We start from the raw sequence: 26,551 nt of genomic DNA on the forward strand, positions 1-26,551 counted from the left end.
CAGCTCCGCGACCAGAAGAAACGATTTTCCCTAGTTAGGCCCCATTCAGCAAGAATTGAAAGGTCTTAGGCCTGGCCCAGTGTGCCGCGCAGCCGCACCCATTCCTGGGCGAACTTGCGGCTGACCCTGGCGTCCTCGAAGACCACGCGACGCATCTGGCCGGCGACCTCGGGCGCGTCGTGGATGATCACGAACGGAAAACCGTTGGCCGACAGGAAGCCCTGAACGAAGGTCGAGAAGCTGGCGGCCTCGGCGGAATCGGCAAGGCGGATCTCGGCGGTGGCGTCGGTCGGGACCATGACAGTCTCCCCTGTGGCTGTTGCCATCCTAACGCACGCGATCGCAAATGCGAACACAGTTCGCGTAAGCGAAATAATCAGTGTTCATATGAACGGCGCCGGGCGAGTCCGGCGCCGTTCATGAGATCGCCCTAAAGGATCGATTGTCCGGTGCCGGCCCAGTCCTTCATGAACTGTTCCAGGCCCTTGTCGGTCAGCGGGTGCTTGAACAGGTCGCTGAACACCGAGGGCGGGATGGTGACGACGTCGGCGCCGACGATGGCGGCGTCCTTGACGTGGGCGACATTGCGCACCGAGGCGGCCAGGATCTCGGTCTCGTAGCCGAAATTGTCATAGATGGTGCGGATGTCGCGGATCAGGTCCATGCCGTCGAAGCCATAGTCATCCAGGCGGCCGATGAACGGCGAGACGAAGGTCGCGCCGGCCTTGGCGGCCAGCAGGGCCTGGGTCGGCGAGAAACACAGGGTGACATTGGTCGAGATGCCCTCGCTGGCGAAGGCGGCGCAGGCGATCAAACCATCACGGGTCAGCGGGATCTTGACCACGACATTGGGGGCGATGCCGGCCAGCTTGGTGCCTTCGGCGATCATCGCCTCATGGGTGGTGGCGGCGACTTCGGCGCTGATCGGACCGGGCACCAGGTCGCAGATCTCGGCGATCACTTCCAGCATGGGACGACCCGCCTTGGCGATCAGGGTCGGGTTGGTGGTCACGCCATCCACCAGGCCGGTGGAGGCCAGGTCGGCGATGACCTTGGTGTCGGTGCTGTCGAGGAAGATCTGCATGGGACTCTTGCGCTGATTTTTGTGGGGCTTTGGGCCGGTTTATCGCGATGGGCCGCCGCGCGCCAGCAGGGGCGACGTCACAAGCGGTTGCGGACCAGCCGGTCCGCCACGCGTTCCACGGCCGGCTTCCAGGGCTGGGGCGTGAAACCGAAGGTCGCGGCCAGCTTGCCGCTGTCGAGCGGCGAGCGCGGCGGGCGGGCGGCGGCCTCGGCGAAGGCGGCCTGCGTGGTCGGCTTCAGGCGGGCGCGAGTCAGTGGGTCGCGAGCGATGGCGGCCTTGGCGAACTCGAAACGGCTGGTCTCGCCGCTGTTGGCGAAGTGGAACAGGCCAAAGGCCGGATCATCTGCCGCAGCGCCCGCCCAGCGCCCGGCGCTGGCGACCATGAACCCGGCCAAGGCCTCGCCGTCGGTGGGGCTGCCATGCTGGTCGGCGACCACCTTCAGCACCTCCCGCGTGCGGCCCAGCTCCAGCATGAAGGAGACGTAGTTGCGGCCGTACGGCGAGAACACCCACGAGACCCGCAGCACCGTCGTGCGCGGGTGGGCCAGCACGGCCTGCTCTCCCGCCAGCTTCGAGTGGCCATAGACGCTGATCGGCTCGGCGGGATCGGTTTCGACATAGGGCCGGGTCGTCTGGCCGTCGAAGACGCTGTCGGTCGACAGATGGATGAAGGGCAGGTCGCGCTCGGCGCAGGCGGCGGCCATGGCCCCGGGCGCGGTCGCGTTGACGGCAAAGGCGGCTTCAGGCTCGCTCTCGGCCCTGTCCACCATCGTGAAGGCGGCGGCGTTCCAGACCAGGTCGCAATCGGCCGCCAGGATCGCGGCGCGGATGGCTGCGGGATCGGTCAGATCGACCTCGGCCCGCGAGAGGGTCGTCAGGGCGATCCTGTCCGCCGCTGCGGCGATCAGCGCCTGGCCGACCTGTCCCGTGGCCCCGAACTGCAGGACCCTCAGGGTCATTTCAGGCCCGGAACCCGGTCGCCCAGTACCTCGACCACGAAGGCGTGCAGGTCGCCGCCCCGGAACAGAAAGCCCGGCAGGCCGGCGCGGCGTCCGGCCTCGACGTCGCTGGACCGGTCGCCGATGATCACCGCCTCGGCGGGGGTCAGGCCGAAATCGGCCAGGCCCCGCAGCACCATGCCGGGATTGGGCTTGCGGTCGGGGTGGTCGGCGACGCGATAGGCGTCGATGGCGGCGTTCTCGTGATGCGGCGCGAAATAGAAGGCGTCGATCTGCCCGCCCAGGGGCGCCAGCTGGGCCTGCATCGCGGCATGGAAACCGTGCATGGCCGCCTCCTCGAAATAGCCGCGGCCGATCCCCGACTGGTTGGTGACCACCATCACCTTCAGACCGGCCCCGGTCAGGGCAGCCACGGCCTCGCGGGCGCCATCGATCCAGACCAGCCGGGCGGGATCGGCGACATAGCCGTGGTCGACATTGAGCACGCCATCCCGGTCGAGGAAGACGGCGCGAAGAGGAGGCGGGGTGTCCATGGATCGAGCTTTATCGTCTGTCATCGTGGGGCGCCAAGCTCTCGTCTTGGCGTAGCGGTCAGAACGCGATTAGAAAATACCCGCACCTGGAGAGTTCTCGATGCCCGACACCCTGAACGGCGCCTTCAACGACGCCGCTCGCCTGCGCGACCGGTTGAAAGGTTGGGCGCTCTCGACCGCCTTCCCGCTGTGGTGGACGGTTGGCGCGGACCACAAGGGCGGTGGCTTCTTCGAGACCATCGAGCAGTCCGGCGAGGCCAAGGACTCGCCGCGCCGGGGCCGGGTGCTGCCGCGCCAGATCTACGCCTTCGCCGCCGCCAAGGACCTGGGCTGGACCGGCCCGTGGCGGCAGGCGGTCGAGCACGGCCTGAGCTATTATCTCGACGTCTATCGCAAGCCCGACGGCCTGTTCCGGGCCCTGGTCGGCCCGGGCGGGGTCAGCCTGGACGACACCTCGGCTCTTTATGATCAGGCCTTCGCGATGTTCGCTTTGGCCAATGCCTGCGCGGTGACGGGGCGCTGCGATCTGCGCGACGTCGCCGTCTCGGTGCGCGAGACCCTCTATGCGACGCAGAAGAACCCGCGGGGCGGCTTCAACGAGTCGACACCCACCGATCCGCCCCTGCACTCCAACCCGCACATGCACCTGTTCGAGGCCTGTCTGGCCTGGAACGCCATCGACGCCGATCCGAAATGGCGGGCCCTGGCCGATGAGATCGCCGAGCTGGCGCTGACCAGGTTCATCTCCGCCGAGACCGGCGCGCTGCGCGAGTTCTTTGATGACCAGTGGAACCCTGCCCCGGGCGTGGCCGGCCGGATCTGGGAGCCGGGCCATCAGTATGAGTGGGCCTGGCTGCTGCTGCGCTGGGGCAAGCTGGCCGAGCGTCCCGACGCCATCGCCGCGGCCCTGCGGATGATCGATCTGGCCGAAACCAAGGGCGTCGATCCCGAGCGCGGCGTCGGCATGAACGCCATGCTCGACGACATGACCGCTCACGACGCCGGGGCTCGCCTGTGGCCGCAGACCGAGCGGATCAAGGCCGGCGTCCTGGCCGCCGAGGTCACCGGCGATGACCGGTGGTGGGGTGTGGCCGCCGAGGGGGCCGAAGGGCTGCTGCAGTATCTGCGCACACCCGTGCCGGGCCTGTGGCGCGACAAGCTCAAGCCCGACGGCGCCTTCGTCGAGGAAGCCGCACCGGCTTCCTCGTTCTACCACATCGTCTGCGCCATCGCGGAGATGGACCGGGTGGTCACAGCCGCGACGTAACCAGCAGGACGGCGGCGGTCGTCGCCTGGACGCTTGTCGCGGTGTCCAGCGTGGTGACCGCGCCGAGGCCTCCCACCTGTCCGTCCAGCACCTGAACCACGCCGGCGGGCAGTTCGACGCTCTCGCCGGCCTTCAGGGTCCATTGCTCGACCTGGGTCGTTGCGGTGGTCGTCAGCACCTTGCGCGGGCTATTGCCCCGGTCCCGGCCGCTGGCGATCGCGCGGCCATCGCGCTTGAGGCCGTCGACCAGGGTCTTGACCGCCTGGCTGGCGTCGCGGTGGCAGACAAGGATGGCGTCGGGCTCGGCCACGACGACGATATCCGACAGACCGATCACCCCGATGAACGGACCGGTCGAGCGGGCCAGAACGCGCTCGCAATCGATCAGGGTCACGTCGCCGGAGACGGCGTTCTGGCCGCCATCCTTGGGGAAGGCGTCCCAGATGGCGTCCCACGCCCCCAGGTCCGACCACGAGAAGGCGGCGGGAACCACGGCGGCCTTCTGGGTGCGCTCCATCACCGCATAGTCGAGCGAGATCTTGGCGGCGCCGGCGAAGGCGGCCTTGTCCAGACGGGCGACGCCGTCTTCGAGCTTCAGGGCGGTGATGCAAGCGCGGGCGGCGGCCGAGACGGTGGGCTCGAAGGCGTCGAGCTCGCCCAGCAGCATGTCGGCCTTGAAGGCGAAGTTGCCGCTGTTCCACAGATAGCCATCGGCGACATAGGCCTGCGCGGTGGCGCGGTCGGGCTTCTCGACGAAGGCGGCCACGCTGTTGACGCTGCCGTCCAGCAGGGCGTCGCCCGGGCGGATATAGCCAAAGCCGGTGGCCGGGGCGGTGGGCTTGACGCCGAAGGTGACGATCCAGCCTTCCGCAGCGGCGCGGGCGGCGGTGACGGCGGCTTGGCCGAAGATCTCGGGTTCGGCGATATAGTGGTCGGCGGCCAGCATCAGGGCCACGCCGTCCGGATCGCGCGACTGGACATAGGCGGCGGCCACGGCCACGGCCGGGGCGCTGTCGCGGGCTTCCGGCTCGACCAGCACGGTGACCGGCACGCCGATCTGCGCCGTCTGAGCCAGCACGAACTCGACCATGGCTCCGCCGGTGACGATGACGATCTCGGCGCGGCCGGGCAGGCTCGCCACCCGCAGCACGGTGTCCTGGAAGCTGGAATGGTCGCCGATCAGTTTGAGGAACTGCTTGGGCTGGTCGGCCCGCGAGGCCGGCCACAGCCGCGTGCCTGAACCGCCGCACAGGATCACCGGATAGATCGCGCTCACAAGGCCCCCACGTCCTCACGACCTCTCAACGAGGTCCATTTCTTAACTAGCACGGGTCTCTTAACGATCGCCGGTGACGAACTGCACAGGGTGGGAATTTTCTAGACCGCCGTATTGGCGTGCAGTTCCGCCAGCCAGATGTCGGCGGTCGCGTCTGACGGCATCCGCCAGTCGCCGCGCGGCGACAGGGCCCCGCCCGATGAGATCTTCGGGCCGTTGGGCATGGCCGAGCGCTTGAACTGGTTGGCGAAGAACCGGCGCAGGAACAGCTCCAGCCAGCGCTTGATCTCCGGCAGGTCGTAGGCCCTGCGCTGGGCGTCCGGCGTCCCGACCGGCCAGGCGCCGGCCGCGGCGTCATGCCAGGCGGTCCAGGCCAGGAAGGCGATCTTCGACGGGCTCATGCCGTAGCGGGTCAGGTAGTAGAGGTTGTAGTCCTGCAGGGCGTAGGGCCCCACGAAGCTCTCGGTGGCCTGCACCTGCTCGCCCGGCACCAGTTCGGGCGAGATCTCGGTATCGAGGATGTCCTCCAGCAGATCGGCCGTCGCCGCATCGACGTCGCCCGAGGCGGCCACGAAGCGGATCAGGTGCTGGATCAGGGTCTTGGCCACGCCGGAATTAGGATTGTAGTGGCTCATCTGGTCGCCGACGCCATAGGTGCACCAGCCGAGCGCCAGTTCCGACAGGTCGCCGGTGCCGACGACCAGAGCGCCGTTGTGGTTGGCCAGGCGGAACAGATAGTCGGTGCGCAGGCCGGCCTGGATATTCTCGAAGGTCACGTCATAGACCGGCTCGCCCCGGCTATAGGGGTGGTCGAGGTCCTTGAGCATCACTTCGGCGGCCGGGCGGATGTCGATCTCGTCGGCGCTGACGCCCATGGCCTTCATCAGCTTCCAGGCGTTGGACTTGGTGCGGTCCGAGGTCGCGAAGCCGGGCAGGGTGTAGGCCAGGATATTGGTGCGCGGCAGGCCCAGCTGGTCGATGGCCTTGGCGGCGACGATCAGGGCGTGGGTCGAGTCGAGCCCCCCCGAGATGCCGATCACCAGCTTTTTCAGGCCCGAGGCCTCGACCCGGCGGGCCAGGCCCTGGACCTGGATATTGTAGGCTTCGTAGCAGTTGTCGCTCAGCTGCGCGGGATCCGACGGCGTGAACGGGAAGCGCTCGACTGTGCGGGCCAGGGCCAGGTCGCCGGCCGGCGGGGTGAAGTCGAACGGGACGATCCGGAACGGCGTTGCCGGCGGCGCGAGCGTGGCGGCGTCACCGAAGCTGACCACCCGCATGCGTTCCTGGCGGATCCGGTCGACATCGACATCGGCCATTGCCATCACGGCGGTGGTCGAAAAGCGCGGCGTCTCGGCCAGCAGCTGGCCCATCTCGTGGATGTCGGCGTGACCGTCCCAGGCCACGTCGGTCGAGCTCTCGCCGGCTCCGGCGGCCGAATAGACATAGGCGGCGATGGCCCGGGCCGACTGGCTGGCGCACAGCAGGCGGCGGGTCTGCGACTTGCCGATGGTAATGTTGCTGGCCGACAGGTTCAGCAGGATCTCGGCCCCGGCCATGGCCTGGGCCGTGCTGGGCGGGGTCGGCGTCCAGACGTCCTCGCAGATTTCGAGTCCCACCGTGAAGGGTGTCGGGCCGCTGGCCCGCAGCAGGACATCGGTCCCGAACGGCACGGTCTCGCCGGCCAGGGTCACGGTCTTGCCGACCACGCCGGCCCCCGGCGTGAACCAGCGGCGCTCATAGAATTCGCGATAGTTGGGCAGGAAGCTCTTGGGGATCACGCCCCGCACCGCGCCGCCCTGGATGGCGACGGCGGTGTTGTAGAGGCGGCCGTCCACGCGTAGCGGCGCGCCGACCACGAAAAGCGGGGCCAGGGTGGCGCTGGCGCGGGCCAGGGAGTCGATCGCGGACTCCACCGCATCAAGCAGGGCGTCCTGCTGCAGCAGGTCATCTATGGAATAGCCGGTCAGTCCCAGTTCGGGGAACACCAGCACCGCCACGCCCGCCGCATCGGCCTGGCCGACCAGGTCCAGCACGCTGGCGGCATTGGCGGCTGGATCGACCAGCTTGACCTTGGGCACGGCGGTGGCGACCCGGACGAAGCCGTGGCGGTAGGGCGAGAAGAACGGCAGGTTCGCCAAGGCTGGACCCTTAGTTATGCTGAAAATGAGCATAAGTCTCGATCAAGCTATAGCCCGTCCGCCCGTTGTTGCAAAGCACCGATACGTCGCCGAAGTGTCACGCCAAGGCCCGCAAACCTTGACCCGAGGGGGTCATCGTGCGACCTCGCGCCCGCGCAGCCCTGCAAAACATAACGAACAAAGACGAACGCCCATGCCCGTTTCGCCCATCAAAATGGCCGACGCGATCCGCGTCCTTTCCATGGATGCGGTCCACAAGGCCAAGTCCGGACACCAGGGCATGCCGATGGGCATGGCCGATGTGGCGACGGTGCTGTGGAGCAAGTTCCTCAAGTTCGACGCGGCAAAGCCCGACTGGGCCGACCGCGACCGCTTCGTGCTGTCGGCGGGCCACGGCTCGATGCTGATCTATTCCCTGCTTCACCTGACCGGCTTCAAGGCCATGACGATGAAGGAGATCGAAAACTTCCGTCAGTGGGGCTCGCTGACCCCCGGCCACCCGGAAGTCCACCACACGCCGGGCGTTGAATGCACCACCGGCCCGCTGGGCCAGGGCCTGGCCACCGCCGTCGGCATGGCCATGGCCGAGGCCCATCTGGCCTCGCGCTTCGGCGCCGACATTGTCGACCACCGCACCTGGGTGATCGCCGGCGACGGCTGCCTGATGGAAGGCGTCAGTCATGAAGCCATCAGCATCGCCGGCCGCCTGAAGCTGTCCAAGCTGACGGTGCTGTTCGACGACAACAACACCACCATCGACGGTGTGGCCACCATCTCCGAGACCGGCGACCAGGTCGCGCGCTTCAAGGCCGCCGGCTGGGCGGTCAAGGTCGTCGACGGCCACGACCACGGCAAGATCGCCGCCGCCCTGCGCTGGGCCACCAAGCAGGACCGCCCGACCATGATCGCGTGCAAGACGCTGATCTCGAAGGGCGCGGGTCCGAAAGAAGGCGACCCCCACAGCCACGGCTACACCCTGTTTGATCCCGAGATCGCCGCCTCGCGCGTCGCCATGGGCTGGGACGCCGCGCCGTTCACCGTGCCCGACGACATCGCCAAGGCCTGGAAGAGTGTCGGCCGTCGCGGCGCCAAGGTGCGCAAGGCCTGGGAAGCGGGCCTGAAGGCCTCGGCCCACGCCGCCGAGTTCACGCGCGCCATGTCGGGTGGCCTGCCGGCCAAGGCTTTTGAAGCCGTCGACGCCCATATCGCCAACATGGCCTCGACCAAGCCGGCCAACGCCACCCGCGTTCACTCTGGCGCGGCGCTGGATCACCTGATCCCGGCGATCCCGGAAATGATCGGCGGCTCGGCCGACCTGACGGGCTCCAACAACACCTTCGTCAAGGGCATGAAGCCCTTTGACGGTCCCGACTATGCCGGCCGCTACGTCCATTACGGCGTGCGCGAGTTCGGCATGGCGGCGGCGATGAACGGCATGGCCCTGCATGGCGGCGTCATTCCCTATTCGGGCACCTTCCTGGCGTTCGCCGACTACAGCCGCGCGGCGATCCGCCTGGGCGCCCTGATGGGCGCGAAGGTCATCCACGTCATGACCCACGACTCCATCGGCCTGGGCGAGGACGGCCCCACCCACCAGCCGGTCGAGCACGTGGCCTCGCTGCGCGCTATTCCCAACCTGCTGGTCTTCCGTCCGTGCGACGCGGTGGAAGCCGCCGAGTGCTGGAAGATCGCCCTGGAGCAGACCACCACGCCGTCGGTCATGGCCCTGTCGCGTCAGAAGACGGTCGGCGTCCGCGCCTCGGGCGAGCAGAACCTGTCGGCCAAGGGCGCCTATGAGCTGCTGGCGGCCGACGGCGGCGAAGCGGCGGTGACGATCTTCGCCACCGGCACCGAGGTCGGCGTGGCCGTCGCCGCGCGCGACATCCTGCAGGGCCAGGGCAAGCCGACCCGCGTGGTCTCGGTTCCCTGCTGGGAGCTGTTCGAGCAGCAGCCAGCCGCCTATCGCCAGGCGGTGATCGGCACGGCGGCAAAGCGCGTCGCGGTTGAAGCGGGCATCCGCCAGGGCTGGGAACGCTTCATCGGCGAGGACGGCGGCTTTGTCGGCATGACCGGCTTTGGCGCCAGCGCCCCGTTCGAGCGGCTCTACAAGGAGTTCGGCATCACCGCCGAGGCCGTGGCCGCCGCGGCCGCCTGATCCAAGAATACCAAGGGGCGCGCCTGGCGCGCCCCTTTTCGTTTCAGGGCCCTACAGGCTCCATTGCACCCGGAAGCCGGCCGTTTCGACCAGGCAGCCGACGCTGCGCTCAAAGGCGTGGGCCAGGGTGCCGTCCACCCGACCCAGTTCAGGCTCAAACGTCAGATCGTGACCGACCAGCGCCTCGAACGCCGCGATGCGACCCCAGAACATGGTGCCGGCCGGGAAGGCGGTGTCGGGGCCATAGCGGAAGTTCAGTTCGCGGGAGAGCTGGTCCACGCCCTCGGCGTTGTGGGTCATGACACCGGGGTCGCTGAACAGCATCCGGGCGTTCTCTGGCGCCAGAAGGCCTAGCCGTTCATCCTCGGCGAACGCCGCCAGCGCCGTCCGCGCGCGTTCGGGCGACATCAGGCCGTCCAGCAACCGATCCCGCCAGGCCGCGCCGTCCGAACGGTGCGGCGACTTCTTCGTATGGGCCTTGCAGAACACCGTATGGCCGCGCGCCCGCGCGATCTTCAGCGCTGTCAGGAACGGAACCACGTCACGGCCGTGATTGGGCAGGGGGACCAAGACCGCGCCCGGAACGGCCCTGGCCAGGGCGTCGACCGCCGTCGTCGGCCACTGCTCGGGGAAGGTGATGATGGCGTCCATGCCGCCCCGCAGCGGCGCCAGCCGCTGGGCCAGGTCGTCGACCAGATCGGCGTAGAAGATGTGGAACAGCATGACCGCGTCACGCGTCCGGGGGCCTTGGCGCGAGGCGGCTACGGCGGGATGGTCGCGCGCGGGAGCCGGCGCACGGATGGCCACGGCGTTGCGCAGGGCCTGGGCCGAGGCGTGGCCCAGCCAGCGGTCGGGCTCCAGATAGGTTCCCTCGCCCCATTCGTTCCAGGCGTTGACGAACACCAGCCGCTCGTCGGGCGGGGCCAGGCGCGTCGTGCAGTCCAGGGCGGCGCCGACCCAGTCGTGGAAGCGCTGCGGCGTGACATTGTGGAAGATGTTGCCGCAGCCCGGCTTGCGCGCCTCGTTGTCCCAGGAGGGCATGACGCCGGGATAGACGCGGGCGTCTTCGCGACGCTCCAGCGCCTCGATCCGCTCCTCGACGACGGTGTCGTAGTCGTAGATCCGCCCCGCGAAATCCAGGTTCAGGCGCTCGACCGTCTCGGTGATCTCGCCCCTCTGCAGGGCGTGGGGCGGAAACTCGACCAGGCCGTCGAAGCCGGCGTCACGCCAGGCCGAGAAGCCAAAGGCGTTGGTGCACAGGATGAACAACTCGCCGATCCCGCGCTCTCGGGCGCGGTTGCGCCAGCGCTCCAGCGTGGCCGCCGCGTCGGGCAGGGTGTCGGGGCGATAGACGATCAGCAGCGGCTTGCCGCCCACCCGCACATAGCGCGGCGAGGCCATGTAGCGGGCCAGGTCGTCGAGCAGGGCCAGGTCGTCTTCCGGCGAATGGTCCTGGGCCATCAGGACGTCCTGCTCGTCGCCGTCCCAGCGCCGGGTCCAGTTCTCGTTGGCCCAGCACAGGGCGAACGGCAGGTCGATCTGCGGGTCGGCGACAAAGGCGTCTAGCGGGCGCTCCAGCAGCCGTTTGCCGCCGAACCAGTAGTAGTGGAAGCAGAAGGCGTCGACGCCGGCGCTGCGGGCCATCTGGGCCTGGGCCTGCAGCACCTCGGGAACCCGCAGGTCGTAGAAGCCCAGCTCGCCAGGCAGGCGCGGCTGGTAGTGGCCCACGAACTGGGGCGTGGCCTTGCTGACATTGGTCCACTCGGTGAAGCCCTTGCCCCACCACTGATCGTTTTCCGGGAACGGATGGTACTGCGGCAGGTAGAAGGCCAGCACCCTGGGCGCATCGTCGGCGCGCGGCGGCGGGTTCAGGGCCGGGGCGGCGAAGTGGGGGCTGAAGGCGTGTCGCGCTACGTCAAAGGCGTGCTGGTAGGACTCGCGCCAGGGATCCTGGCGTCGATTTCTCATGGTCTGACGCGCCAGACGCATTGTGCTCTTGGGATCGCGCAGGGTCCGCAGGACGATCCGGATCCCGCGCGCGGCGGCAGGCGACAGCCGGCGAAGCGCGGTCCGCAGCAGCCGGCGGGGGGCTGTCAGGCGTGGGGCGCCGGGCGCCGGCTCGGCCGCTGGATCGACCTGGAACGCGGTCAGTTCAAACAGGCACGGCGTGGCGGACGGGCGCAGAACGATCTGGCTCAGGGCGCCGGCATTGGTGTGGGCCACGACGACATAGGCGTCGTCGCCAAGCCGTTTCAAGCCTACAGGCGTTGCCAAATCCAGGCCGTCGCCCCAGTCGATCAGCAGGCTGGGGGCCTCGATCTGTCCCTCGAGGGCGCGGATCTTCACGGTCACGCGAACCGACGCGACATCGTCGAAGGCTGGCTGCTCGGCCCGGGTCAGGCGAAGCAGCATCTCCGCGTCGGCGGTCTGGGCCCTGAACTGGCCGGGCGATCCGGCGGGCTCGACGGCCTTCCGGGGCGCGGGAAGCCGCTCGCTCACGCGGCGCTGCTTCTCTCGAGCCATTCCTCGGTGGTCCCAAGGAAGGTCGGCACGCCGGATTCCATGGTCATGACCTTGTTGCAGACCTTGGCGGCCAGTTGATAGTCGTGGGTGGCCAGGACAACGATCTTGGCGGAATCGACCATGCTGTTGAGGCGGTCGGCGGCCCGCTTCTGGAAGTCGGCGTCGCCGGCGCTGATCCACTCGTCCATGATCAGGATGTCGGCGTCCATCTGGGTGGCCACCGAGAAAGTCAGGCGCGCGGCCATGCCGGCCGAATAGGTTTTCAGCGGCATGTGGACGAAAGCCCCCAGGCCGGAGAACTCGATGATGGACGGCATGCGCTTCTTGATCTCGCGGTCCGACATCATCTGCATCATGGCCAGGTTGCGGATATTTTCCAGACCCGAGGCTTCGATGTCGAGGCCGACCGAGATCGAGATCATCGAACTGATCCGCCCGCGCACATCCACCTTGCCCGAGGTTGGCGAATAGATGCCGGCCAGGATCTTCAGCAGCGAGGTCTTGCCCGAACCGTTGTGGCCGATCACGGCCAGGCGGTCGCCTTCCTGCAGCTTGAGGCTGACGTTCGATAGCGCCCGCACGAAGGTCACATCCTTGCCGGCCTGGATCAGGCGGCCGCCGACGGCCATGTTCAGCACGGTGTTGCGCAGCGACTGGGCGCGTACGCTGTAGAGATTGTAGTCGAGCGTGACGTCGGTGAGTTCGATGGAACTGTTCATGTCGCCTACAGCCAGAACACGACGCGGGTGCGGACCAGGGTCAGACTGATCAGCGTAAGCAGAGCGGCAACGCCGAGGAAGGCCAGCGACGCGTAGACATCGTGGAGCGGCGCTGCGGCGCCCATCAACGGCTGCCGGACAATCTCGAGCAGGTGGCTGAAGGGGTTGAGATCGACGATCCAGCGCATGGACTCGGGAACCTGTGTGCGCTTCCAAAACACCGGTGTGAGCATGAACAGGCTCTGGGCGACAAAACCGACCATATAGTTGATGTCGCGGAAACGCACTGAGATCATGCCCAGCGGAATGCTGATGAACAGGCCTGTCAGCAGGGCGATGGGCAGGTTCACCAGCAGGGTCCAGTGCGGGATCACCGCCAGCTTCATCAGCATCAGCACCAGCCACAGCCCCACGACCTGGTGGAGGAAGTTGATGAAGGTCTTGCTCATCTGCTGGAAGGCATGAAAGCTCAGAGGCAGGTTGCGCACCTGCATGACGCCTGCGGCATTGACGAAGGTATTGGCGATCTCGGGCAGGATGCCGCCAGTGATCGACCAGCCGACCACGCCGATCATGATGAAGGACAGGTTGGCCTTGGCGTCACCGCCAAAGATCGAACCAAAGACGATGGCCAGGGAGAAGGCTGTGGCCAAGGTGGTGCTGGCCATCCAGACGGGGCCCAGCAGGCTGCGGCGATACCGCGTCACGGTCTGCTCGACGCTGACCCGCCACCACAGAGGCGTCAGGAGCACACCGCGGTAAAGGTCCAGCGCGGCGGCTTGGAAACTTCCGAAGAGGCTCATTCAGAAGCCATTCCTGTTGACGGCAAACAAATCCGGAAACTCTCGAAAACAGGTTGGCGGCGGGTGAAGCGGCCCAGCTTCTCGCTCCGTCGGAGCGGGCGTCTTCTTAACAGGCCTTGGATGCTTGGGGAACCGCTGATCCCGCGGCGCGACCCCGCTGATTCTTCTGGGTGTTTTCGCCCATTCAGCGATCTGGAACAACGATCAGTGACGATGTCGCGCGCGGCGGTTCGGGGTGGCTGGAAGGCCGTTCAGCTCTCGGCCAGCGAGCGCAGATAGGCGCCGTAGGGCGACTTCTGCAGGCCATGCGCCAGGCCCAGCAACTGGTCGGTATTGATCCAGCGGTTCTGGTAGGCGACCTCCTCGCAGCAGCCGATCTTCAGGCCCTGCCGGTGCTCGATGGCGCGCACGAATTCCGAGGCTTCCAGCAGGCTGTCATGGGTGCCGGTGTCGAGCCAGGCAAAGCCCCGGCCCATGCGCTCGACCGACAGGGCGCCACTCTCCAGATAGAGGCGGTTGATGTCGGTGATTTCCAGCTCGCCGCGCGCCGACGGCTTCAGGTCGCGGGCATAGTCCACCACCTTGTTGTCGTACATGTAGAGGCCGGTCACCGCCCAGTTGGAGCGCGGCTGGACCGGCTTTTCCTCGATGCTGACAGCGCGGTTGTCCTCGTCGAACTCGACGACCCCGTAACGATCCGGGTCCTTGACCAGATAGGCGAAGACCGAGGCGCCGTTCTGGGCGCGAGTCGCCGCGCCCTCCAGCATCCGGCCCATGCCCGCGCCATAGAACAGGTTGTCGCCGAGGATCAGGGTCGAGGGACCGTTGCCGACGAACTGCGCGCCGATGCGATAGGCGTCGGCCAGGCCCGTGGGCTCGGGCTGCTCGGCATAGACGAAATTGACGCCCCAATCGGAGCCGTCGCCCAGCAGGCCCTGGAAAAGCGGCAGGTCGCGCGGCGTGCTGATGATCATGATGTCGCGGATGCCCGCCATCATCAGGATCGAGATCGGATAATAGATCATCGGCTTGTCGTAGACCGGCAGCAGCTGCTTGCTGACGCCCTTGGTCACCGGGTGCAGGCGCGTGCCCGATCCGCCGGCCAGGATGATGCCCTTCATGGAATAGTACCCCTACTGCCCCGCGCGATCGGTCACGTCTGTCGGTGACCTTTGGCCGTCAAATATCTGTCCAGAGCGTCTTGCCACGCCGGCATGGATCGGCCCAGCGCCTTTTCGACCTTGGCGTTGGCCAGAACGCTGTAGGGCGGGCGGCGGGCCGGGGTCGGAAAGTCGGAGGTGGGGATCGGCGAGACGGTGGCGGCAACGCCGGCCCGATCGATAATGGCGCTGGCGAATTCATGCCAGCTGGCCGCGCCGGAATTGACCACGTGATAGAGGCCGGCCGGGGCCTCGACCCTGATCAGGTCGAGGATCGCCTCGGCGGCGTCCCAGGAACTGGTCGGTGACATGACCTGGTCGGCGACGACCTTCAGCGCCCCGCGCTCGCGCCCGAAGCGGATCATGGTCTCGACGAAGTTGCCGCCCTTGCCGCTGGCCCCGGCCACCCCGAACAGCGACGCGACGCGGGCCACGATAACGTCGTCATGAGCCTGGCTGGCCAGGGCTTCGCCCTGCAGCTTGGTCTGCCCGTAGACATTGATCGGGGCCGGGGTCGCATCCTCGTCCAGCGGCTGGCGCGAGGCCTGGCCGCCGAACACGTAGTCGGTCGAGACCTGGACGAGCCGGGCTTTTTTGCGGGCGCAGGTCCTGGCCAGCGCCTGGGCGAAATCGGCGTTGATGGCCACGGCCGGGCCTGCGTCCTTCTCGCAGTCGTCCACGCGGGTGACAGCGACGCTGTTGATGGCGACGTCGAAGTCCAGATCGGCCAGGGCCGCGTCCAGCCCGGCCAGATCGGTCGCATCGAACTGCGGACGTTGCAGGGCGATCAGGGTCAGGCCGCGCGACGCGGCGATAGCCGCCAGGTCGTGGCCCAGCTGGCCGTTGGCGCCAAACAGCGCAACACGCGGACCATCCGTATTTGAGGAAGACATCAAGCGGTCTTCAACCCCAGACGCTGACCGTCATAGCGCTCGCGCAGCGGCCGCCACCAGTCCTCGCGGGCCAGGTACCATTCGACGGTCTTGCGCAGGCCGGTGTCGAAGTTCTCTTCGGCCTTCCAGCCCAGCTCGGTTTCCAGCTTGGTGGCGTCGATGGCGTAGCGGGCGTCGTGGCCGGGACGATCATGGACGAACTGGATCAGGTCGCGACGCTTCAGCCCCGCCTGCGGGCGCAGCTCGTCCAGCAGGTCGCAGATGGCTTCCACCACCTCCAGATTGGTCCGCTCATTTCGGCCGCCGACATTGTAGCTCTCGCCGACCACGCCCTTTGTGGCGATCAGCACCAGGGCCTTGGCGTGGTCGTCGACATACAGCCAGTCGCGGACATTGTCGCCCTTGCCATAGACCGGCAGCGGCTTGCCCTCGAGGGCGTTCAGCGTGACCAGCGGGATCAGCTTCTCTGGGAAGTGATAGGGCCCGTAATTGTTGGAGCAGTTGGAGATGACTATCGGCAGGCCATAGGTGTGATGCCAGGCGCGGACCATGTGATCGGACGAGGCCTTCGAGGCCGAATAGGGCGAGCGCGGATCATAGGGCGTGGTCTCGGAAAACAGCCCCTCGGCCCCCAGGCTGCCGAACACTTCGTCGGTCGAGATGTGGTGGAAGCGGAAGGCCTGGGCGGCCTCGCTGTCCAGGCTGCGCCAGTACTCCAGCGCAGCCTGCAGCATCACATAGGTGCCGATGATATTGGTCTGGATGAAGGCGCCGGGACCGGTGATCGAGCGGTCGACATGCGACTCGGCGGCCAGGTGCATGATGTGGGTCGGCTTGAACGCGGCGATGGCTTCGGCGACCGCCGAGGCGTCGGCCACGTCGCCCTTCACGAATGAATAACTGTTATGGCCGCGCAGATCAGCCAGGCTGGTCTCGGACGCCGCATAGGTCATGGCGTCGAAATTGAGGATCGCCGCGTCGCCCAGGCTGGCCAGATAGCGACAGACCGCCGAGCCGATAAAGCCGCAGCCGCCAGTGACCAGGATACGGAGGTTGCGCGACATGCCGGTTCCTTCAGAATACCTAGCCCGCCCCGTAGCTTAGAAGTCCAGCGGCGCGCAACCCGCTTCTCCCGGGCGACTAGTCGGTGAACACCACCGTCTTGCGGCCGTTCAGCAGCACCCGGTCTTCCAGGCGATAGCGCAGGGCGCGGGCCAGGACGCGGCGCTCGATGTCGCGGCCCTTGCGGATCAGGTCCTCGGGCGTGTCGCGATGGCTGATACGCTCTACGTCCTGCTCGATGATCGGACCTTCGTCCAGGTCGCCGGTGACGTAGTGGGCCGAGGCCCCGATCACCTTCACGCCCCGCGCATGGGCCTGATGATAGGGCTTGGCGCCCTTGAAGCCCGGCAGGAACGAGTGGTGAATATTGATGCAGCGCCCGGCCAGCTTGGCCGACAGCCCCTCTGACAGCACCTGCATGTAGCGGGCCAGCACGACGATGTCGGTCCGGGTGTCCTGGATCAGCTGCCACAGGGCGGCTTCCTGCTCGAACTTGGTCTCCTTGGTCACCGGCAGGTGATGGAAGGGCAGGCCCGTCAGGTCGACATTGGCATAGGTCTGCGCCGGGTGGTTGGCGACGACGGCGGCGATCTCCATCGGCAGCTCGCCGATCTTCCAGCGATAGACGAGGTCGGCCAGGCAGTGGTCGAACTTGCTGGCCAGGATCATCACCCGGTAACGGTCGGTGCGGTCGCGCAGGGTCCATTTCATCGCCAGGGCGGTCGCCACCACCGTGAAGTCGGCGCGCAGGGCGTCGTGGTCCGCCTGGTCGGCATCGAACACCACCCGCATGAAGAACTGGCCGGTCTCCTGATCGTCGAACTGCTGGGCGTCGAGAATGTTGCAGCCGCGCTCGAACAGGAAGGCGGACACCTTGGCGACGATGCCGCGCTGGTCGGGACAGGAGAGGGTCAGGATCATGGTCCGCTCCCTCTAGAGGCTTGTCGCGCTGAAGAAAAGCGGTGAGCCCGGCCGCGAGAGGCTGAAATCGCTCGCGGCGCGCGGAAAATCGCCGGGTTTGCGCACGGGCATGCCTCCGAACGGACGCGGGGTCGCGATCTGGTCGTGTGCGGCTAGGCAGTAGCAGGGAGACAGGTCTAGGCTCGCACCATGGCATCCTCTTCCGAAGCGCTGTCCGACCGCGCCATCGACCTTCTGGCCAGGCTGGTGTCGTTCGACACCACCTCGCGCCTGTCCAACCTGGCCCTGATCGAATGGGTCGAGGCCTATCTGTCCGACCTGGGGGTCGCCTCGCGGCGGGTGCCTAACGCCGATGGGACCAAGTCGAATCTCATGGCCAGCATCGGCCCGGCGGTGGAGGGCGGCATCGTGCTGTCGGGCCATACCGATGTGGTGCCGGTCGACGGCCAGCCCTGGTCGACCGATCCGTTCGTGCTGACCGAGCGTGACGGCCGCCTCTATGGGCGCGGGACCTGCGACATGAAGGGCTTCCTGGCCCTGGCCCTGGCCGCCGCGCCGGACCTGGCGGCCGCGACGCTTAGCAAGCCCGTGCACCTGGCCTTCTCCTATGACGAGGAGGTCGGCTGCCTCGGCGCGCCCGACATGATCGCCGTCATCGCCCGCGACCTGCCCAAGCCTGCCCTGGTGGTGGTCGGCGAGCCCACCGACATGGTCGCCGTCAGCGGCCACAAGGGCATTGCCTCGTTCCGGGTCACGGTTTCAGGTCGCGAGGCCCATTCCAGCCTGACCCATCTGGGCGTCTCGGCCAATATGGCGGCCGTCAAGTTGATGGCGGGCCTTGTCGAGCTTTCCGAGACACTGGCGCGCGAGGCTGATCCCGCCTCGCCGTTCACGCCCAAGGGCGCGACCCTGACCATCGGCCAGGTCAATGGCGGCACAGCGGTCAATATCCTGGCCCGCGAATGCGTGTTCATCTTCGATCTGCGCACCCCGCCGGGGATGGATCCTATGGCGATCCTGGCCGACTTCTTCGCCAAGGCCGCCGCCATGGACGCCGAGCTGAAGACCCGCGCGTCCGAGGCCGGGGTCAAGGTTGAGCGCCGCTCGCTGACCCCCGCCTTCGCGCCGGAAGTCGACGGCGTCGCCGAAGCCTTCGCCCGCCGCATGGCCGGCGACAATGGCCCGGGCCGCGTGGTGCCCTATGCCGCCGAGGCCGGGCAGTTCCAGGGGGCGGGCTTTTCAACGGTGATCTGCGGTCCGGGGTCCATTGACCAGGCCCATCAGCCCGATGAGTTCGTGGAGATCTCCCAGATGCAGCGCGGGGCGGCGTTCATGGCGCGGTTGATCGAGGATCTTTCCCTCTAGATCTCCGTCATCCCGCGACTGGTTCGCGGGACCCATCTGTCCGCCGCAAGTGCGGAGCAGGACGAAATTTCACGTCGAAGCTGAACCATGGGTCCCGTGAACACGTCGCGGGATGACGGGAAAATTCAGAGCTTCGCTTTCCGGATCACGAACCGCCGCCCGATGAAGGCCGCCGGGTCGATCGACATCACCCGCAGGATCGCGCCTGAACCCGCCCTGCGCCGCGCCTGAACCGTCTTGCGGTCGGCCAGCACCGCGTCCAGCGCCGGCTGTGTCAGTGCCGCCTTGATGCCGCGCACCGCCGGCCCGGCGTCGCCCCGGCGCAGGTGCAGGAGCAGCAGGCCCGCCGTCACCGCCACATGCAGCGGCGTGGTCAGCCACAGCAGCAGCGGCGGGGTGTTCTTGATGAAGGTCCAGATGCGGTTGCGCGAGCCGTGGAAGATGGCGAAGTCCGAGCGCACGCCGGTGCTGGCCGAGCCCACATGGGCCACCCGCGCATCCGGCAGCAGCAGGGTCGTCCGCCCGGTCAGGCGCAGGCGATAGCCCAGATCCACATCCTCGCAGTAGCAGAAGAACCGCTCGTCAAAGCCGCCGAGGTCTTCAAACAGCGCCTTGTCGATCAGCATGGCCGCGCCGCATGACGAGAACACCTCGCCCTCCGGCAGGTTCGCCGGCAGCCTGCGGCCATAGCCGCCCCGGAAGGGAATCCCGGCCGAGGTCATGTTGTCGCCGGCCCCGTCCAGCACGGCCGGATCGTCGGCCGAGGTCTGCAGCGAGGCGAAGCTCTCGACGGTCGAATGCCGGGCCGCGCCGTCCATCAGGGCGGCCAGCCAGCCGGGCTCGGGATAGGCGTCGGGATTGAGCAGGGCCAGCCAGCGGCCCCTCGCCGACTTGACCGCCAGATTATTGCCGGCCGCGAAGCCCAGATTGGCGCCCGGCTCGAGGAAGCGGATCGCCGGGTCAGCGGCGACGGCGGCCTGGGGCGCGCCGTCGGTCGAGGCGTTGTCGACCAGCAGGATTTCGAAATCGGTGAAGGTCTGGGCGGCCAGCCCCGCCAGGCAGCGTTGCAGGGTCGGACCGCTCTCATACGAGACGATGATCACGCTGATGCTTGGCGCGCTCTTGTCATCGGCGGTTCCAGACGGCATCGGTGGCGAACTTGTCCCTGGAGCGTTCTGGTCATGAAAATCACCCCCCTGGCGATTCCCGAGGTCCTGCTTATCACGCCCGCCCGGCATGGCGACGAGCGCGGCTGGTTTTCCGAGACCTTCCGTCAGTCGGCGCTGGAGGAGGCTGGCTTCACCCGCCCCTTCGTGCAGGACAACCATGTGCGCTCGACCACCCGCGGCATCCAGCGCGGCCTGCACTATCAGAAGCCGCCCCACGCCCAGGACAAGCTGCTGCGCTGCGTGGTCGGGTCGATCTTCGATGTGGCCGTCGACATCCGCAAAGGCTCGCCGACCTATGGCCAGTGGGTAGGGGCAGAGCTGTCGGCGGAAAACCGCCAGCAGCTGCTGGTGCCGCAGGGCTTCGCCCACGGCTATTGCACGCTCAGCGACGACTGCGAGGTGCTCTACAAGTGCACCGACTACTACACCCCGTCGGCCGAGGGCGGCGTGCGCTGGAACGACCCGGCCATCGGCATCGACTGGACCATCGCCAATGCCGACATCGGGGCCAATGCCCGCGACGAGGCCGCGCCCCTGCTGGCCGAGATCGACTCGCCGTTCGTTTACGAGGCCTAAAATCCTCCCCCTGAGGGGGGAGGCGACCGAAGGTCGGAGGGGGAAGTCGGCAATGAATGGGCCGGGACTTCCCCCTCCGTCGGCTCCGCCGACACCTCCCCCGCCAGGGGGAGGACTTGCTCACAAGGACCGCGCATGACCGGCTTCACCGACCTGTTCTGGACCTCTGGCGAAGGCCTGCCGCTGCACGCCCGCGACTACGCCCCGATGGGCATTGTTGGGGGCGAAACCACCGGTCTGCCGGTGATCTGCATCCACGGCCTGACCCGCAACGCCCGCGATTTTGAGGATCTGGCACCCCTGATCGCCGCCACGGGCCGCCGCGTGCTGGCGGTCGATGTGCGCGGTCGGGGCCTGTCGGCCTGGGATCCGCAGCCGCTGAACTATCACCCCGGGACCTATGCCGGCGACATCGTGGCCCTGCTGGCCGCCACCGGGATCGAGCGGGCGGTGTTCGTCGGCACCAGCATGGGCGGCCTGATCACCATGGTCCTGGCGTCGTTCAAGCCGGAAGCCATCGCGGCGGTGGTGCTCAACGATGTCGGACCCGAACTTTCGCCGGTCGGCCTGACCCGCATCGCCGCCTATGCCGGCGGGGCCAGCCGGTTCGAGACCTGGCCCGAGGCCGTCGACTATGCCCGCCGCATCAACCAGGCGGCCTTTCCCGCCCATGGCGACGCCGACTGGGACCGGTTCGCGCGCCGGGTCTTCGATGAGAAGGACGGCGGCTTTGTCCTGGCCTGCGATCCGGACATCTCCGCCCCGATCAAGGCGGCTGCGGCCGCCGCGAAGGACTCCGCCGACAAGACCGGCGCCTCGGCCCTGGCGCCGGACATGTATCCGCTGTTCCGCGCCCTGACGAAGGACCGCCCGGTGCTGCTGGTGCGCGGCGGCATTTCCGACCTGATCGACCCGCCGATCGTGGAACGAATGTGCGCCGCCGCGCCTGACATGGCGGTGGTCGAGGTTCCCGGCGTCGGTCACGCGCCAATGCTCACCGAGCCAGAGGCCTGGACCGCCATCGCCGACCTGCTGGATCGCGCGGCCTGAAGCGCCGCAAGGCGTGCGGAGCGCGGGTCGACTGTGCTAGACGCGCCGGGACGCCGCCTTTGTTCCGCGTCCAGACAGGTAGCCCATGACTCTCGACCTCGCCGCCATCCAGGCCGCCGCCGGCCGCCTTAAGGGCCATATCGAGCGCACCCCGTGCCGCTATTCCAAGACCCTGTCGAAGATTACCGGCGCCGAGGTCTGGGTGAAGTTCGAGAACCTGCAGTTCACGGCCGCCTACAAGGAGCGCGGCGCGCTCAACAAACTCATGCTCTTGTCCGACGCCGAGAAGGCCAAGGGCGTCATCGCCGCCAGCGCCGGCAACCATGCCCAGGGCCTGGCCTATCACGGCGCCCGGCTGGGCGTGCCCGTGACCATCGTCATGCCCAAGACCACGCCCTTCGTGAAGGTGCAGCACACCCGCGACTTCGGCGCGACGGTGATCATCGAGGGCGAAAGCTATGACGACGCCAATGCCCACGCCCTGCGCCTGCGCGAAGAGCAGGGCCTGACCTTCGTCCACCCGTTCGACGACTACGACATCATGGCTGGCCAGGGCACCATCGCCCTGGAGATGCTGGAAGACGCGCCCGATCTGGAGATCCTGCCGGTGCCGATCGGCGGCGGCGGCCTGATCAGCGGCGTGGCCACGGCGGCCAAGGCGCTGAAGCCCGACATCCGGATCATCGGCTGCGAGCCGGCCATGTATCCATCCTTCACCGCCAAGATGCGCGGCATTACCGCCCATTGCGGCGGCCAGACCATTGCCGAGGGCGTGGCGGTCAAGACCGTGGGCGAGCTGACCTATGGCGTCGCCCGCCCGCTGATCGACGATGTTCTGCTGCTGGAAGAGCCGCATATCGAGCAGGCTGTGGCGCTGTACTGCAATGTCGAGAAGACCATCGCCGAGGGCGCAGGCGCGGCCTCGCTGGCGGCGCTGCTGGCCTATCCGGAACGCTTCCGGGGCAAGAAGTGCGGCCTGATCCTGTGCGGCGGCAATATCGACACCCGCCTGCTGGCCTCGGTGCTGACCCGCGAACTGGTCCGCGCCCAGCGGCTGGTGTCCCTGCGCATCGTCGGCGACGACCGCCCGGGCCTGCTGTCGACCGTGGCCAATGTGATCGGCGTGATGGGCGCCAATATCATCGAGGTCAACCACAACCGCCTGGCCCTGGACGTGCCGGCCAAGGGCGCGGAGTTCGACATCACCATCGAGACCCGCGACGCCCAGCACACCCAGGAAATCATCGACGCCCTGCGCGAGAAGGGCTATCCGCCGCGGCCGGTTTAGAGGAGCAAAGTCCTCCCCCTGAAGGGGGAGGCGGCCGGAGGCCGGTGGGGGTAGACCGCAATGAGTCAGCAGTCACTTCCCCCTCCGTCGGCCCGAATGGGCCGACACCTCCCCCGCCAGGGGGAGGATTTACGATCGCTACCCCTTCGGCGTCCCCGTCGGCGCGCGCAGCACGTCGATCAGCTCGATCCTGAAGATCATCACGCTGTTGCCGGGGATCGGGCCCTTGTCCTGGGCGCCATAGCCCAGGGCCGGCGGCACATAGAGCATCCACTCGTCGCCGGCCTTCATGCGCTGCAGGGCGATGACCCAGGCCGGCACCAGGCCGTCCAGCGGGAACGAGGCGGGCGCGCCGCGCTCGTAGCTGCTGTCGAAGATCGTGCCGTCGATCAGCTTGCCCTCATAGTGAACCTTCACCTCGTCGGCGCGGGTGGGATGCATGCCGCCGTTCGGGCCCGAGCGGACGATCTTGTACTGCAGGCCCTCGGGCAGGGTGACCACGCCCGGTTCCTTGGCGTTCTTGGCCATGAAGGCGTCGGCGGCCAGCAGGTTTTCCGAGGCCTTCTTGTTGCCGCAGCCGGCCAGAGAGGCGGCGGCGCCGGCGGTCAGAAGGGTGAGCAGGGTGCGACGATGCATGGAAGCCTCCGAAGACAATTGGCGTTTCAGCTAGCAGGCTCCGCGCGAAGATCAATCTTCCGCCTGCCGGACGATCCTCGCCAGCGATGATTTCACGGAACGGTGGTGGCGTTTCGCCATTTCGCCCCCTAGAAACGGCCACCGCATAGGATTGATGAGGCGCTCATGAAACCCGTCCGCAAGGCTGTTCTTCCCGTCGCCGGCTTCGGCACGCGCGTGCTTCCGGGCACCAAGACGACCCCGAAGGAACTGCTGAACGTCGTGGACCGGCCGATCCTGTCCTATGTCGTGGCCGAGGCCCGCGCGGCGGGCATCGAGCACTTCATCTTCGTCACCGGTCGCGGCAAGGGCGCGATCGAGGACTATTTCGACCATCACGTCGAGCTGGAGGCCGCCCTGGCGGCCAAGGGCAAGACGCAGATGCTGGACGAGCTGCTGGCCGAGCTGCCCAGGCCCGGCGAGATGAGCTTCGTGCGCCAGATGGCCCCGCTGGGCCTGGGCCACGCGGTGTGGTGCGCCCGCGACATCGTCGGCGACGAGCCCTTCGCCGTCCTGCTGCCCGACATGGTCATGCACGCCCAGACCTCGGCCCTGGCCCAGGCCATCGAGGCCTATGACCAGGTCGGCGGCAATATCGTCGTGGTCGAGCCCTGCCCGGCCGGCCAGGCCCACCAGTACGGCATTGTGGCGCTGGACGGCCAGGACGGTCGCCTGAACCGCATGACCGGCATGGTCGAAAAGCCGGCCAAGGGCACCGAGCCCTCCAACCTGTTCATCAGCGGCCGCTACATCCTGCAGCCCGAAATCTTCGATCTGCTGGCCAGCCAGGAGAAGGGCGCCGGCAACGAGATCCAGCTGACGGATTCGATGCTGAAGCTGATGGGGACCCAGGACTTCCACGCGCTGGAATACGAGGGGATCACCTATGACTGCGGCGACAAGATCGGCCTGCTGCGGGCCAATGTCGCCATGGCCCTGGCCCATCCTGAGCTGGGCTCGGCGGCAAGGTCGGCGATCGAGGATCTGCTGAAGCTGTAAGACTTGCCCCCTCCGGGCCGCTTCGCGACCCTCCTCCCCGGTAGGGGGAAGATGAGGTCGGCGCGCTTCATCTTCCCCCTACGGGGGAGGAGCGCGTCAGCGCGGAGGGGGCAAGTGTCCACTCCGCCAAGACGTCGGAATCTTCCTCGGCAATCGTCGATAGCAGCGCCCTCGCCCGCTCCGGCGCCAGCCGCCGCGCCGCCCAGACCGCCGCCCCGCGCACCACCGGCGCCGGATCGCCCAGCAACGGCTCAACCACGCCCATCAGCCCGGCATCGCCGCTGTTGCCGATCGCGTAGAGCACATTGCGTACAAACCGATCCCGCCCGATGCGCTTGACCGGGCTCTTGGAAAACAGCGCCCGGAACGACAGGTCATCCAGCCCCGCCAGCTGCGCCAGAGACGGGCCCTTCAGCGCTTCGCGGGCGTGGAACTTCGCCTCGCTGGAAACCTGGGCGAACTTGTTCCATGGGCAGACCGCGAGACAGTCGTCGCAGCCATAGATGCGGTTGCCCAGGGCGGGCCGGAACTCGGCCGGGATCGGGCCGGCCAGCTCGATGGTCAGGTAGGAGATGCAACGCCGGGCATCGAGGCGGTTGGGCTCCGGAAACGCCTGGGTGGGGCAGATGTCCAGGCAGGCCCGGCAGGAGCCGCAGTGATCCACCTCGGCGGCATCGGGCGGCAGGTCCAGCGTCGTCAGCACCGAGCCGAGGAACAGCCACGAGCCGAACGGCCGGGAGACCAGATTGGTGTGCTTGCCCTGCCAGCCGAGCCCCGCCCGCTGGGCCAGGGGCTTTTCCATCAGCGGGGCGGTGTCGACGAAGACCTTCACCTCATTGCCAAACCGCTGGTGCATCCAGCCGGCCAGCAGTTTCAGCCGCTTCTTGACCACGTCGTGATAGTCGTCGCCCTGGGCGTAGACCGAGATCGCCGCGCGATCGGAATGCTCCAGGGCGGTCAGCGGATCGTGGTCGGGGCCATAGTTCATGCCCAGCACCACGGCCGACCGGGCGTCGGTCCACATGGCGGTGGGGTGGCTGCGGCGCTGCAGGGTCTCTTCCATCCAGCCCATGTCGCCGTGGAAGCCCTGGGCGACGAAATCGGCCAGCCAGGTGCCGTTGGGCCAGGCGTCGGCGGCGCTGGCGAAGCCGCAGGCGTCAAAGCCCAGCCGCAGCGCCTCAGCGCGGATCTCGTCCTTCAGAGTTTGGTTCGGATGACTAGAAGTCGAGGTCGTCATAATGCGCGGCCGGCGCGAGGCCGGGCCAGCGATCGGCCAGGATGGGCCTGAAGCAGGGCCTCGATTTGAGCTTCATGTACCACGTCTTGGCGGTCGGGAAGTCCTGCCAGGGCACATCGCCGAAATAGTCGATCACCGACAGGTGGGCGGCGGCGGCGAAGTCGGCCAGGCTCATGCGGCGGCCGGCCAGCCAGTCGCGGGTCTGCAGCAGGCCATCCACATAGGCCAGATGCTGGCGCAGGGCCTCGCGACCCCGACGAAGCGACGACAGATCGGGCGCGCCCAGCCGCAGCAGGCGCTTCTCCATCTTCTCGTGCAGCAGGAAGCCGTTAACCTCGTTGTCGAACTTGCGGTCGAACCACTGCAGCAGGCGGCGGGCCTCTGCGCGCTCGCTGGCGTCGCGGCCCAGCAGGGCCGGCTCGGGATCCTGCTCCTCGATATGTTCCAGGATGGCCCGGGTCTCGCAGACCACGGTCTTGCGCTCGCTGCGGATCTCGACCAGCACCGGGGTCACGCCCGACGGGTTCAGAGCCAGAAAGTCAGGCGCGCCTTCCCAATAGCGAACCTGCACCTCGGCGAAGGCCAGACGCTTTTCGCCCAGGGCCAGACGCACCTGTCGCGAGGCGGGGTCCAGGGGGAAGTGGTGAAGGGTGCGATCGACGCTCATGCCCATTTACGCTCAGGCTGCATCAGCAGAGC

The 26,551-nt window shown here is 67.6% G+C and carries 24 protein-coding genes; 7 read left to right on the forward strand and 17 right to left on the reverse strand.

The features are described from left to right. Window positions 1–65: 65 nt before the first annotated feature. The 4 genes from ACN2C8_RS17790 to ACN2C8_RS17805 form a co-directional block, all read right to left on the reverse strand. Complete coding sequence (locus ACN2C8_RS17790; RefSeq protein WP_419253362.1) at window positions 66–299, reverse strand: hypothetical protein; 234 nt, start codon at window positions 297–299, stop codon at window positions 66–68. A gap of 131 nt (window positions 300–430) precedes the next feature. Next, window positions 431–1,084, reverse strand: a complete 654-nt coding sequence (gene fsa, locus ACN2C8_RS17795; RefSeq protein ID WP_419253363.1) for a fructose-6-phosphate aldolase — start codon at window positions 1,082–1,084, stop codon at window positions 431–433. A gap of 77 nt (window positions 1,085–1,161) precedes the next feature. Next, window positions 1,162–2,037: a dTDP-4-dehydrorhamnose reductase gene (rfbD, locus tag ACN2C8_RS17800; RefSeq protein WP_419255916.1), complete on the reverse strand. Its 876-nt coding sequence runs from the start codon at window positions 2,035–2,037 to the stop codon at window positions 1,162–1,164. A 2-nt stretch (window positions 2,038–2,039) separates the two neighbouring features. Further along, window positions 2,040–2,600: a D-glycero-alpha-D-manno-heptose-1,7-bisphosphate 7-phosphatase gene (locus ACN2C8_RS17805; RefSeq protein ID WP_419253364.1), complete on the reverse strand. Its 561-nt coding sequence runs from the start codon at window positions 2,598–2,600 to the stop codon at window positions 2,040–2,042. 76 nt (window positions 2,601–2,676) lie between these two features. Between ACN2C8_RS17805 and ACN2C8_RS17810 the strand changes: the two genes are divergently transcribed. Then, window positions 2,677–3,843 carry an AGE family epimerase/isomerase gene (locus ACN2C8_RS17810; protein ID WP_419253365.1) on the forward strand — a complete coding sequence of 389 codons (1,167 nt, stop codon included), beginning with the start codon at window positions 2,677–2,679 and terminating at the stop codon, window positions 3,841–3,843. On the opposite strand, the gene ACN2C8_RS17815 is transcribed toward ACN2C8_RS17810, so the two are convergent. Further along, the gene (locus tag ACN2C8_RS17815; protein WP_419253366.1) at window positions 3,827–5,119 is read right to left on the reverse strand and encodes a mannose-1-phosphate guanylyltransferase; all 1,293 of its coding nucleotides are present in this window, start codon (window positions 5,117–5,119) and stop codon (window positions 3,827–3,829) included. The genes ACN2C8_RS17810 and ACN2C8_RS17815 overlap by 17 nt on opposite strands. Window positions 5,120–5,220: 101 nt before the next feature. Continuing rightward, on the reverse strand, window positions 5,221–7,257 hold the full coding sequence (locus tag ACN2C8_RS17820) for an NAD(+) synthase (RefSeq protein WP_419253367.1): 2,037 nt from the start codon (window positions 7,255–7,257) through the stop codon (window positions 5,221–5,223). 193 nt (window positions 7,258–7,450) lie between these two features. Here ACN2C8_RS17820 and tkt point away from each other — a divergent pair, with 193 nt between their 5' ends. Then, complete coding sequence (tkt, locus tag ACN2C8_RS17825; protein WP_419253368.1) at window positions 7,451–9,412, forward strand: transketolase; 1,962 nt, start codon at window positions 7,451–7,453, stop codon at window positions 9,410–9,412. A 51-nt stretch (window positions 9,413–9,463) separates the two neighbouring features. Here the strand turns inward: tkt and ACN2C8_RS17830 are convergent, their stop codons facing one another. From ACN2C8_RS17830 to purU, 7 genes are all read right to left on the reverse strand, one after another. Next, on the reverse strand, window positions 9,464–11,911 hold the full coding sequence (locus tag ACN2C8_RS17830; RefSeq protein ID WP_419253369.1) for a glycoside hydrolase family 99-like domain-containing protein: 2,448 nt from the start codon (window positions 11,909–11,911) through the stop codon (window positions 9,464–9,466). After that, window positions 11,908–12,654, reverse strand: coding sequence for an ABC transporter ATP-binding protein (locus ACN2C8_RS17835; protein WP_419253370.1), 747 nt, complete (start codon window positions 12,652–12,654; stop codon window positions 11,908–11,910). The genes ACN2C8_RS17830 and ACN2C8_RS17835 overlap by 4 nt, the downstream gene beginning before the upstream one ends. Window positions 12,655–12,659: 5 nt before the next feature. Further along, window positions 12,660–13,457, reverse strand: a complete 798-nt coding sequence (locus tag ACN2C8_RS17840; protein WP_419253371.1) for an ABC transporter permease — start codon at window positions 13,455–13,457, stop codon at window positions 12,660–12,662. Between the two features lie 251 nt (window positions 13,458–13,708). After that, window positions 13,709–14,578, reverse strand: coding sequence for a glucose-1-phosphate thymidylyltransferase RfbA (gene rfbA / locus ACN2C8_RS17845; protein WP_419253372.1), 870 nt, complete (start codon window positions 14,576–14,578; stop codon window positions 13,709–13,711). 32 nt (window positions 14,579–14,610) lie between these two features. After that, window positions 14,611–15,510 carry a dTDP-4-dehydrorhamnose reductase gene (rfbD, locus tag ACN2C8_RS17850; RefSeq protein ID WP_419253373.1) on the reverse strand — a complete coding sequence of 300 codons (900 nt, stop codon included), beginning with the start codon at window positions 15,508–15,510 and terminating at the stop codon, window positions 14,611–14,613. Continuing rightward, window positions 15,510–16,574: a dTDP-glucose 4,6-dehydratase gene (gene rfbB, locus ACN2C8_RS17855; protein WP_419253374.1), complete on the reverse strand. Its 1,065-nt coding sequence runs from the start codon at window positions 16,572–16,574 to the stop codon at window positions 15,510–15,512. The genes rfbD (ACN2C8_RS17850) and rfbB overlap by 1 nt, the downstream gene beginning before the upstream one ends. Before the next feature lie 76 nt (window positions 16,575–16,650). Beyond that, window positions 16,651–17,493: a formyltetrahydrofolate deformylase gene (gene purU / locus ACN2C8_RS17860; RefSeq protein WP_419253375.1), complete on the reverse strand. Its 843-nt coding sequence runs from the start codon at window positions 17,491–17,493 to the stop codon at window positions 16,651–16,653. 189 nt (window positions 17,494–17,682) lie between these two features. On the opposite strand from purU, the gene argE reads away from it, so the two are divergent. After that, window positions 17,683–18,858 carry an acetylornithine deacetylase gene (gene argE / locus ACN2C8_RS17865; protein WP_419253376.1) on the forward strand — a complete coding sequence of 392 codons (1,176 nt, stop codon included), beginning with the start codon at window positions 17,683–17,685 and terminating at the stop codon, window positions 18,856–18,858. A gap of 125 nt (window positions 18,859–18,983) precedes the next feature. Here argE and ACN2C8_RS17870 read toward each other — a convergent pair whose 3' ends face one another. Continuing rightward, window positions 18,984–20,006: a glycosyltransferase family 2 protein gene (locus ACN2C8_RS17870; protein ID WP_419253377.1), complete on the reverse strand. Its 1,023-nt coding sequence runs from the start codon at window positions 20,004–20,006 to the stop codon at window positions 18,984–18,986. Between the two features lie 33 nt (window positions 20,007–20,039). On the opposite strand from ACN2C8_RS17870, the gene rfbC reads away from it, so the two are divergent. The 3 genes from rfbC to ACN2C8_RS17885 all read left to right on the forward strand — a co-directional run bounded on the left by rfbC (window position 20,040) and on the right by ACN2C8_RS17885 (window position 22,941). Continuing rightward, window positions 20,040–20,603, forward strand: a complete 564-nt coding sequence (gene rfbC, locus ACN2C8_RS17875; RefSeq protein WP_419253378.1) for a dTDP-4-dehydrorhamnose 3,5-epimerase — start codon at window positions 20,040–20,042, stop codon at window positions 20,601–20,603. Between the two features lie 135 nt (window positions 20,604–20,738). Next, on the forward strand, window positions 20,739–21,653 hold the full coding sequence (locus ACN2C8_RS17880) for an alpha/beta fold hydrolase (RefSeq protein ID WP_419253379.1): 915 nt from the start codon (window positions 20,739–20,741) through the stop codon (window positions 21,651–21,653). Between the two features lie 85 nt (window positions 21,654–21,738). Continuing rightward, on the forward strand, window positions 21,739–22,941 hold the full coding sequence (locus ACN2C8_RS17885; RefSeq protein WP_419253380.1) for a threonine ammonia-lyase: 1,203 nt from the start codon (window positions 21,739–21,741) through the stop codon (window positions 22,939–22,941). 138 nt (window positions 22,942–23,079) lie between these two features. Here ACN2C8_RS17885 and ACN2C8_RS17890 read toward each other — a convergent pair whose 3' ends face one another. Beyond that, on the reverse strand, window positions 23,080–23,577 hold the full coding sequence (locus tag ACN2C8_RS17890; RefSeq protein ID WP_419253381.1) for an FKBP-type peptidyl-prolyl cis-trans isomerase: 498 nt from the start codon (window positions 23,575–23,577) through the stop codon (window positions 23,080–23,082). A 165-nt stretch (window positions 23,578–23,742) separates the two neighbouring features. Here ACN2C8_RS17890 and ACN2C8_RS17895 point away from each other — a divergent pair, with 165 nt between their 5' ends. Further along, on the forward strand, window positions 23,743–24,615 hold the full coding sequence (locus tag ACN2C8_RS17895) for a UTP--glucose-1-phosphate uridylyltransferase (RefSeq protein ID WP_419253382.1): 873 nt from the start codon (window positions 23,743–23,745) through the stop codon (window positions 24,613–24,615). A 67-nt stretch (window positions 24,616–24,682) separates the two neighbouring features. Here the strand turns inward: ACN2C8_RS17895 and queG are convergent, their stop codons facing one another. Together queG and ACN2C8_RS17905 are read right to left on the reverse strand one after the other, a co-directional pair. Then, entirely contained in the window at window positions 24,683–25,852 is a 1,170-nt protein-coding gene (queG, locus tag ACN2C8_RS17900) for a tRNA epoxyqueuosine(34) reductase QueG (RefSeq protein WP_419253384.1), read from the reverse strand. Beyond that, window positions 25,833–26,519, reverse strand: coding sequence for a glutathione S-transferase family protein (locus tag ACN2C8_RS17905; RefSeq protein ID WP_419253386.1), 687 nt, complete (start codon window positions 26,517–26,519; stop codon window positions 25,833–25,835). Before ACN2C8_RS17905 ends, queG begins: the two co-directional genes overlap by 20 nt. Window positions 26,520–26,551: the final 32 nt, after the last annotated feature.

It is taken from the genome of Caulobacter sp. ErkDOM-C (assembly GCF_048541825.1).
GTDB lineage: Bacteria > Pseudomonadota > Alphaproteobacteria > Caulobacterales > Caulobacteraceae > Caulobacter.

Bases quoted from the DNA above. Each gene is read 5' to 3' on its own strand.
- ACN2C8_RS17790 (WP_419253362.1), bottom strand. From the start codon at position 299: ATGGTCCCGACCGACGCCACCGCCGAGATCCGCCTTGCCGATTCCGCC.
- fsa (WP_419253363.1), bottom strand. From the start codon at position 1,084: ATGCAGATCTTCCTCGACAGCACCGACACCAAGGTCATCGCCGACCTG.
- ACN2C8_RS17805 (WP_419253364.1), bottom strand. From the start codon at position 2,600: ATGACAGACGATAAAGCTCGATCCATGGACACCCCGCCTCCTCTTCGC.
- ACN2C8_RS17810 (WP_419253365.1), top strand. From the start codon at position 2,677: ATGCCCGACACCCTGAACGGCGCCTTCAACGACGCCGCTCGCCTGCGC.
- tkt (WP_419253368.1), top strand. From the start codon at position 7,451: ATGCCCGTTTCGCCCATCAAAATGGCCGACGCGATCCGCGTCCTTTCC.
- ACN2C8_RS17835 (WP_419253370.1), bottom strand. From the start codon at position 12,654: ATGAACAGTTCCATCGAACTCACCGACGTCACGCTCGACTACAATCTC.
- ACN2C8_RS17840 (WP_419253371.1), bottom strand. From the start codon at position 13,457: ATGAGCCTCTTCGGAAGTTTCCAAGCCGCCGCGCTGGACCTTTACCGC.
- rfbA (WP_419253372.1), bottom strand. From the start codon at position 14,578: ATGAAGGGCATCATCCTGGCCGGCGGATCGGGCACGCGCCTGCACCCG.
- rfbD (WP_419253373.1), bottom strand. From the start codon at position 15,510: ATGTCTTCCTCAAATACGGATGGTCCGCGTGTTGCGCTGTTTGGCGCC.
- rfbB (WP_419253374.1), bottom strand. From the start codon at position 16,574: ATGTCGCGCAACCTCCGTATCCTGGTCACTGGCGGCTGCGGCTTTATC.
- purU (WP_419253375.1), bottom strand. From the start codon at position 17,493: ATGATCCTGACCCTCTCCTGTCCCGACCAGCGCGGCATCGTCGCCAAG.
- argE (WP_419253376.1), top strand. From the start codon at position 17,683: ATGGCATCCTCTTCCGAAGCGCTGTCCGACCGCGCCATCGACCTTCTG.
- ACN2C8_RS17870 (WP_419253377.1), bottom strand. From the start codon at position 20,006: ATGCCGTCTGGAACCGCCGATGACAAGAGCGCGCCAAGCATCAGCGTG.
- rfbC (WP_419253378.1), top strand. From the start codon at position 20,040: ATGAAAATCACCCCCCTGGCGATTCCCGAGGTCCTGCTTATCACGCCC.
- ACN2C8_RS17880 (WP_419253379.1), top strand. From the start codon at position 20,739: ATGACCGGCTTCACCGACCTGTTCTGGACCTCTGGCGAAGGCCTGCCG.
- ACN2C8_RS17885 (WP_419253380.1), top strand. From the start codon at position 21,739: ATGACTCTCGACCTCGCCGCCATCCAGGCCGCCGCCGGCCGCCTTAAG.
- ACN2C8_RS17890 (WP_419253381.1), bottom strand. From the start codon at position 23,577: ATGCATCGTCGCACCCTGCTCACCCTTCTGACCGCCGGCGCCGCCGCC.
- ACN2C8_RS17895 (WP_419253382.1), top strand. From the start codon at position 23,743: ATGAAACCCGTCCGCAAGGCTGTTCTTCCCGTCGCCGGCTTCGGCACG.
- queG (WP_419253384.1), bottom strand. From the start codon at position 25,852: ATGACGACCTCGACTTCTAGTCATCCGAACCAAACTCTGAAGGACGAG.
- ACN2C8_RS17905 (WP_419253386.1), bottom strand. From the start codon at position 26,519: ATGAGCGTCGATCGCACCCTTCACCACTTCCCCCTGGACCCCGCCTCG.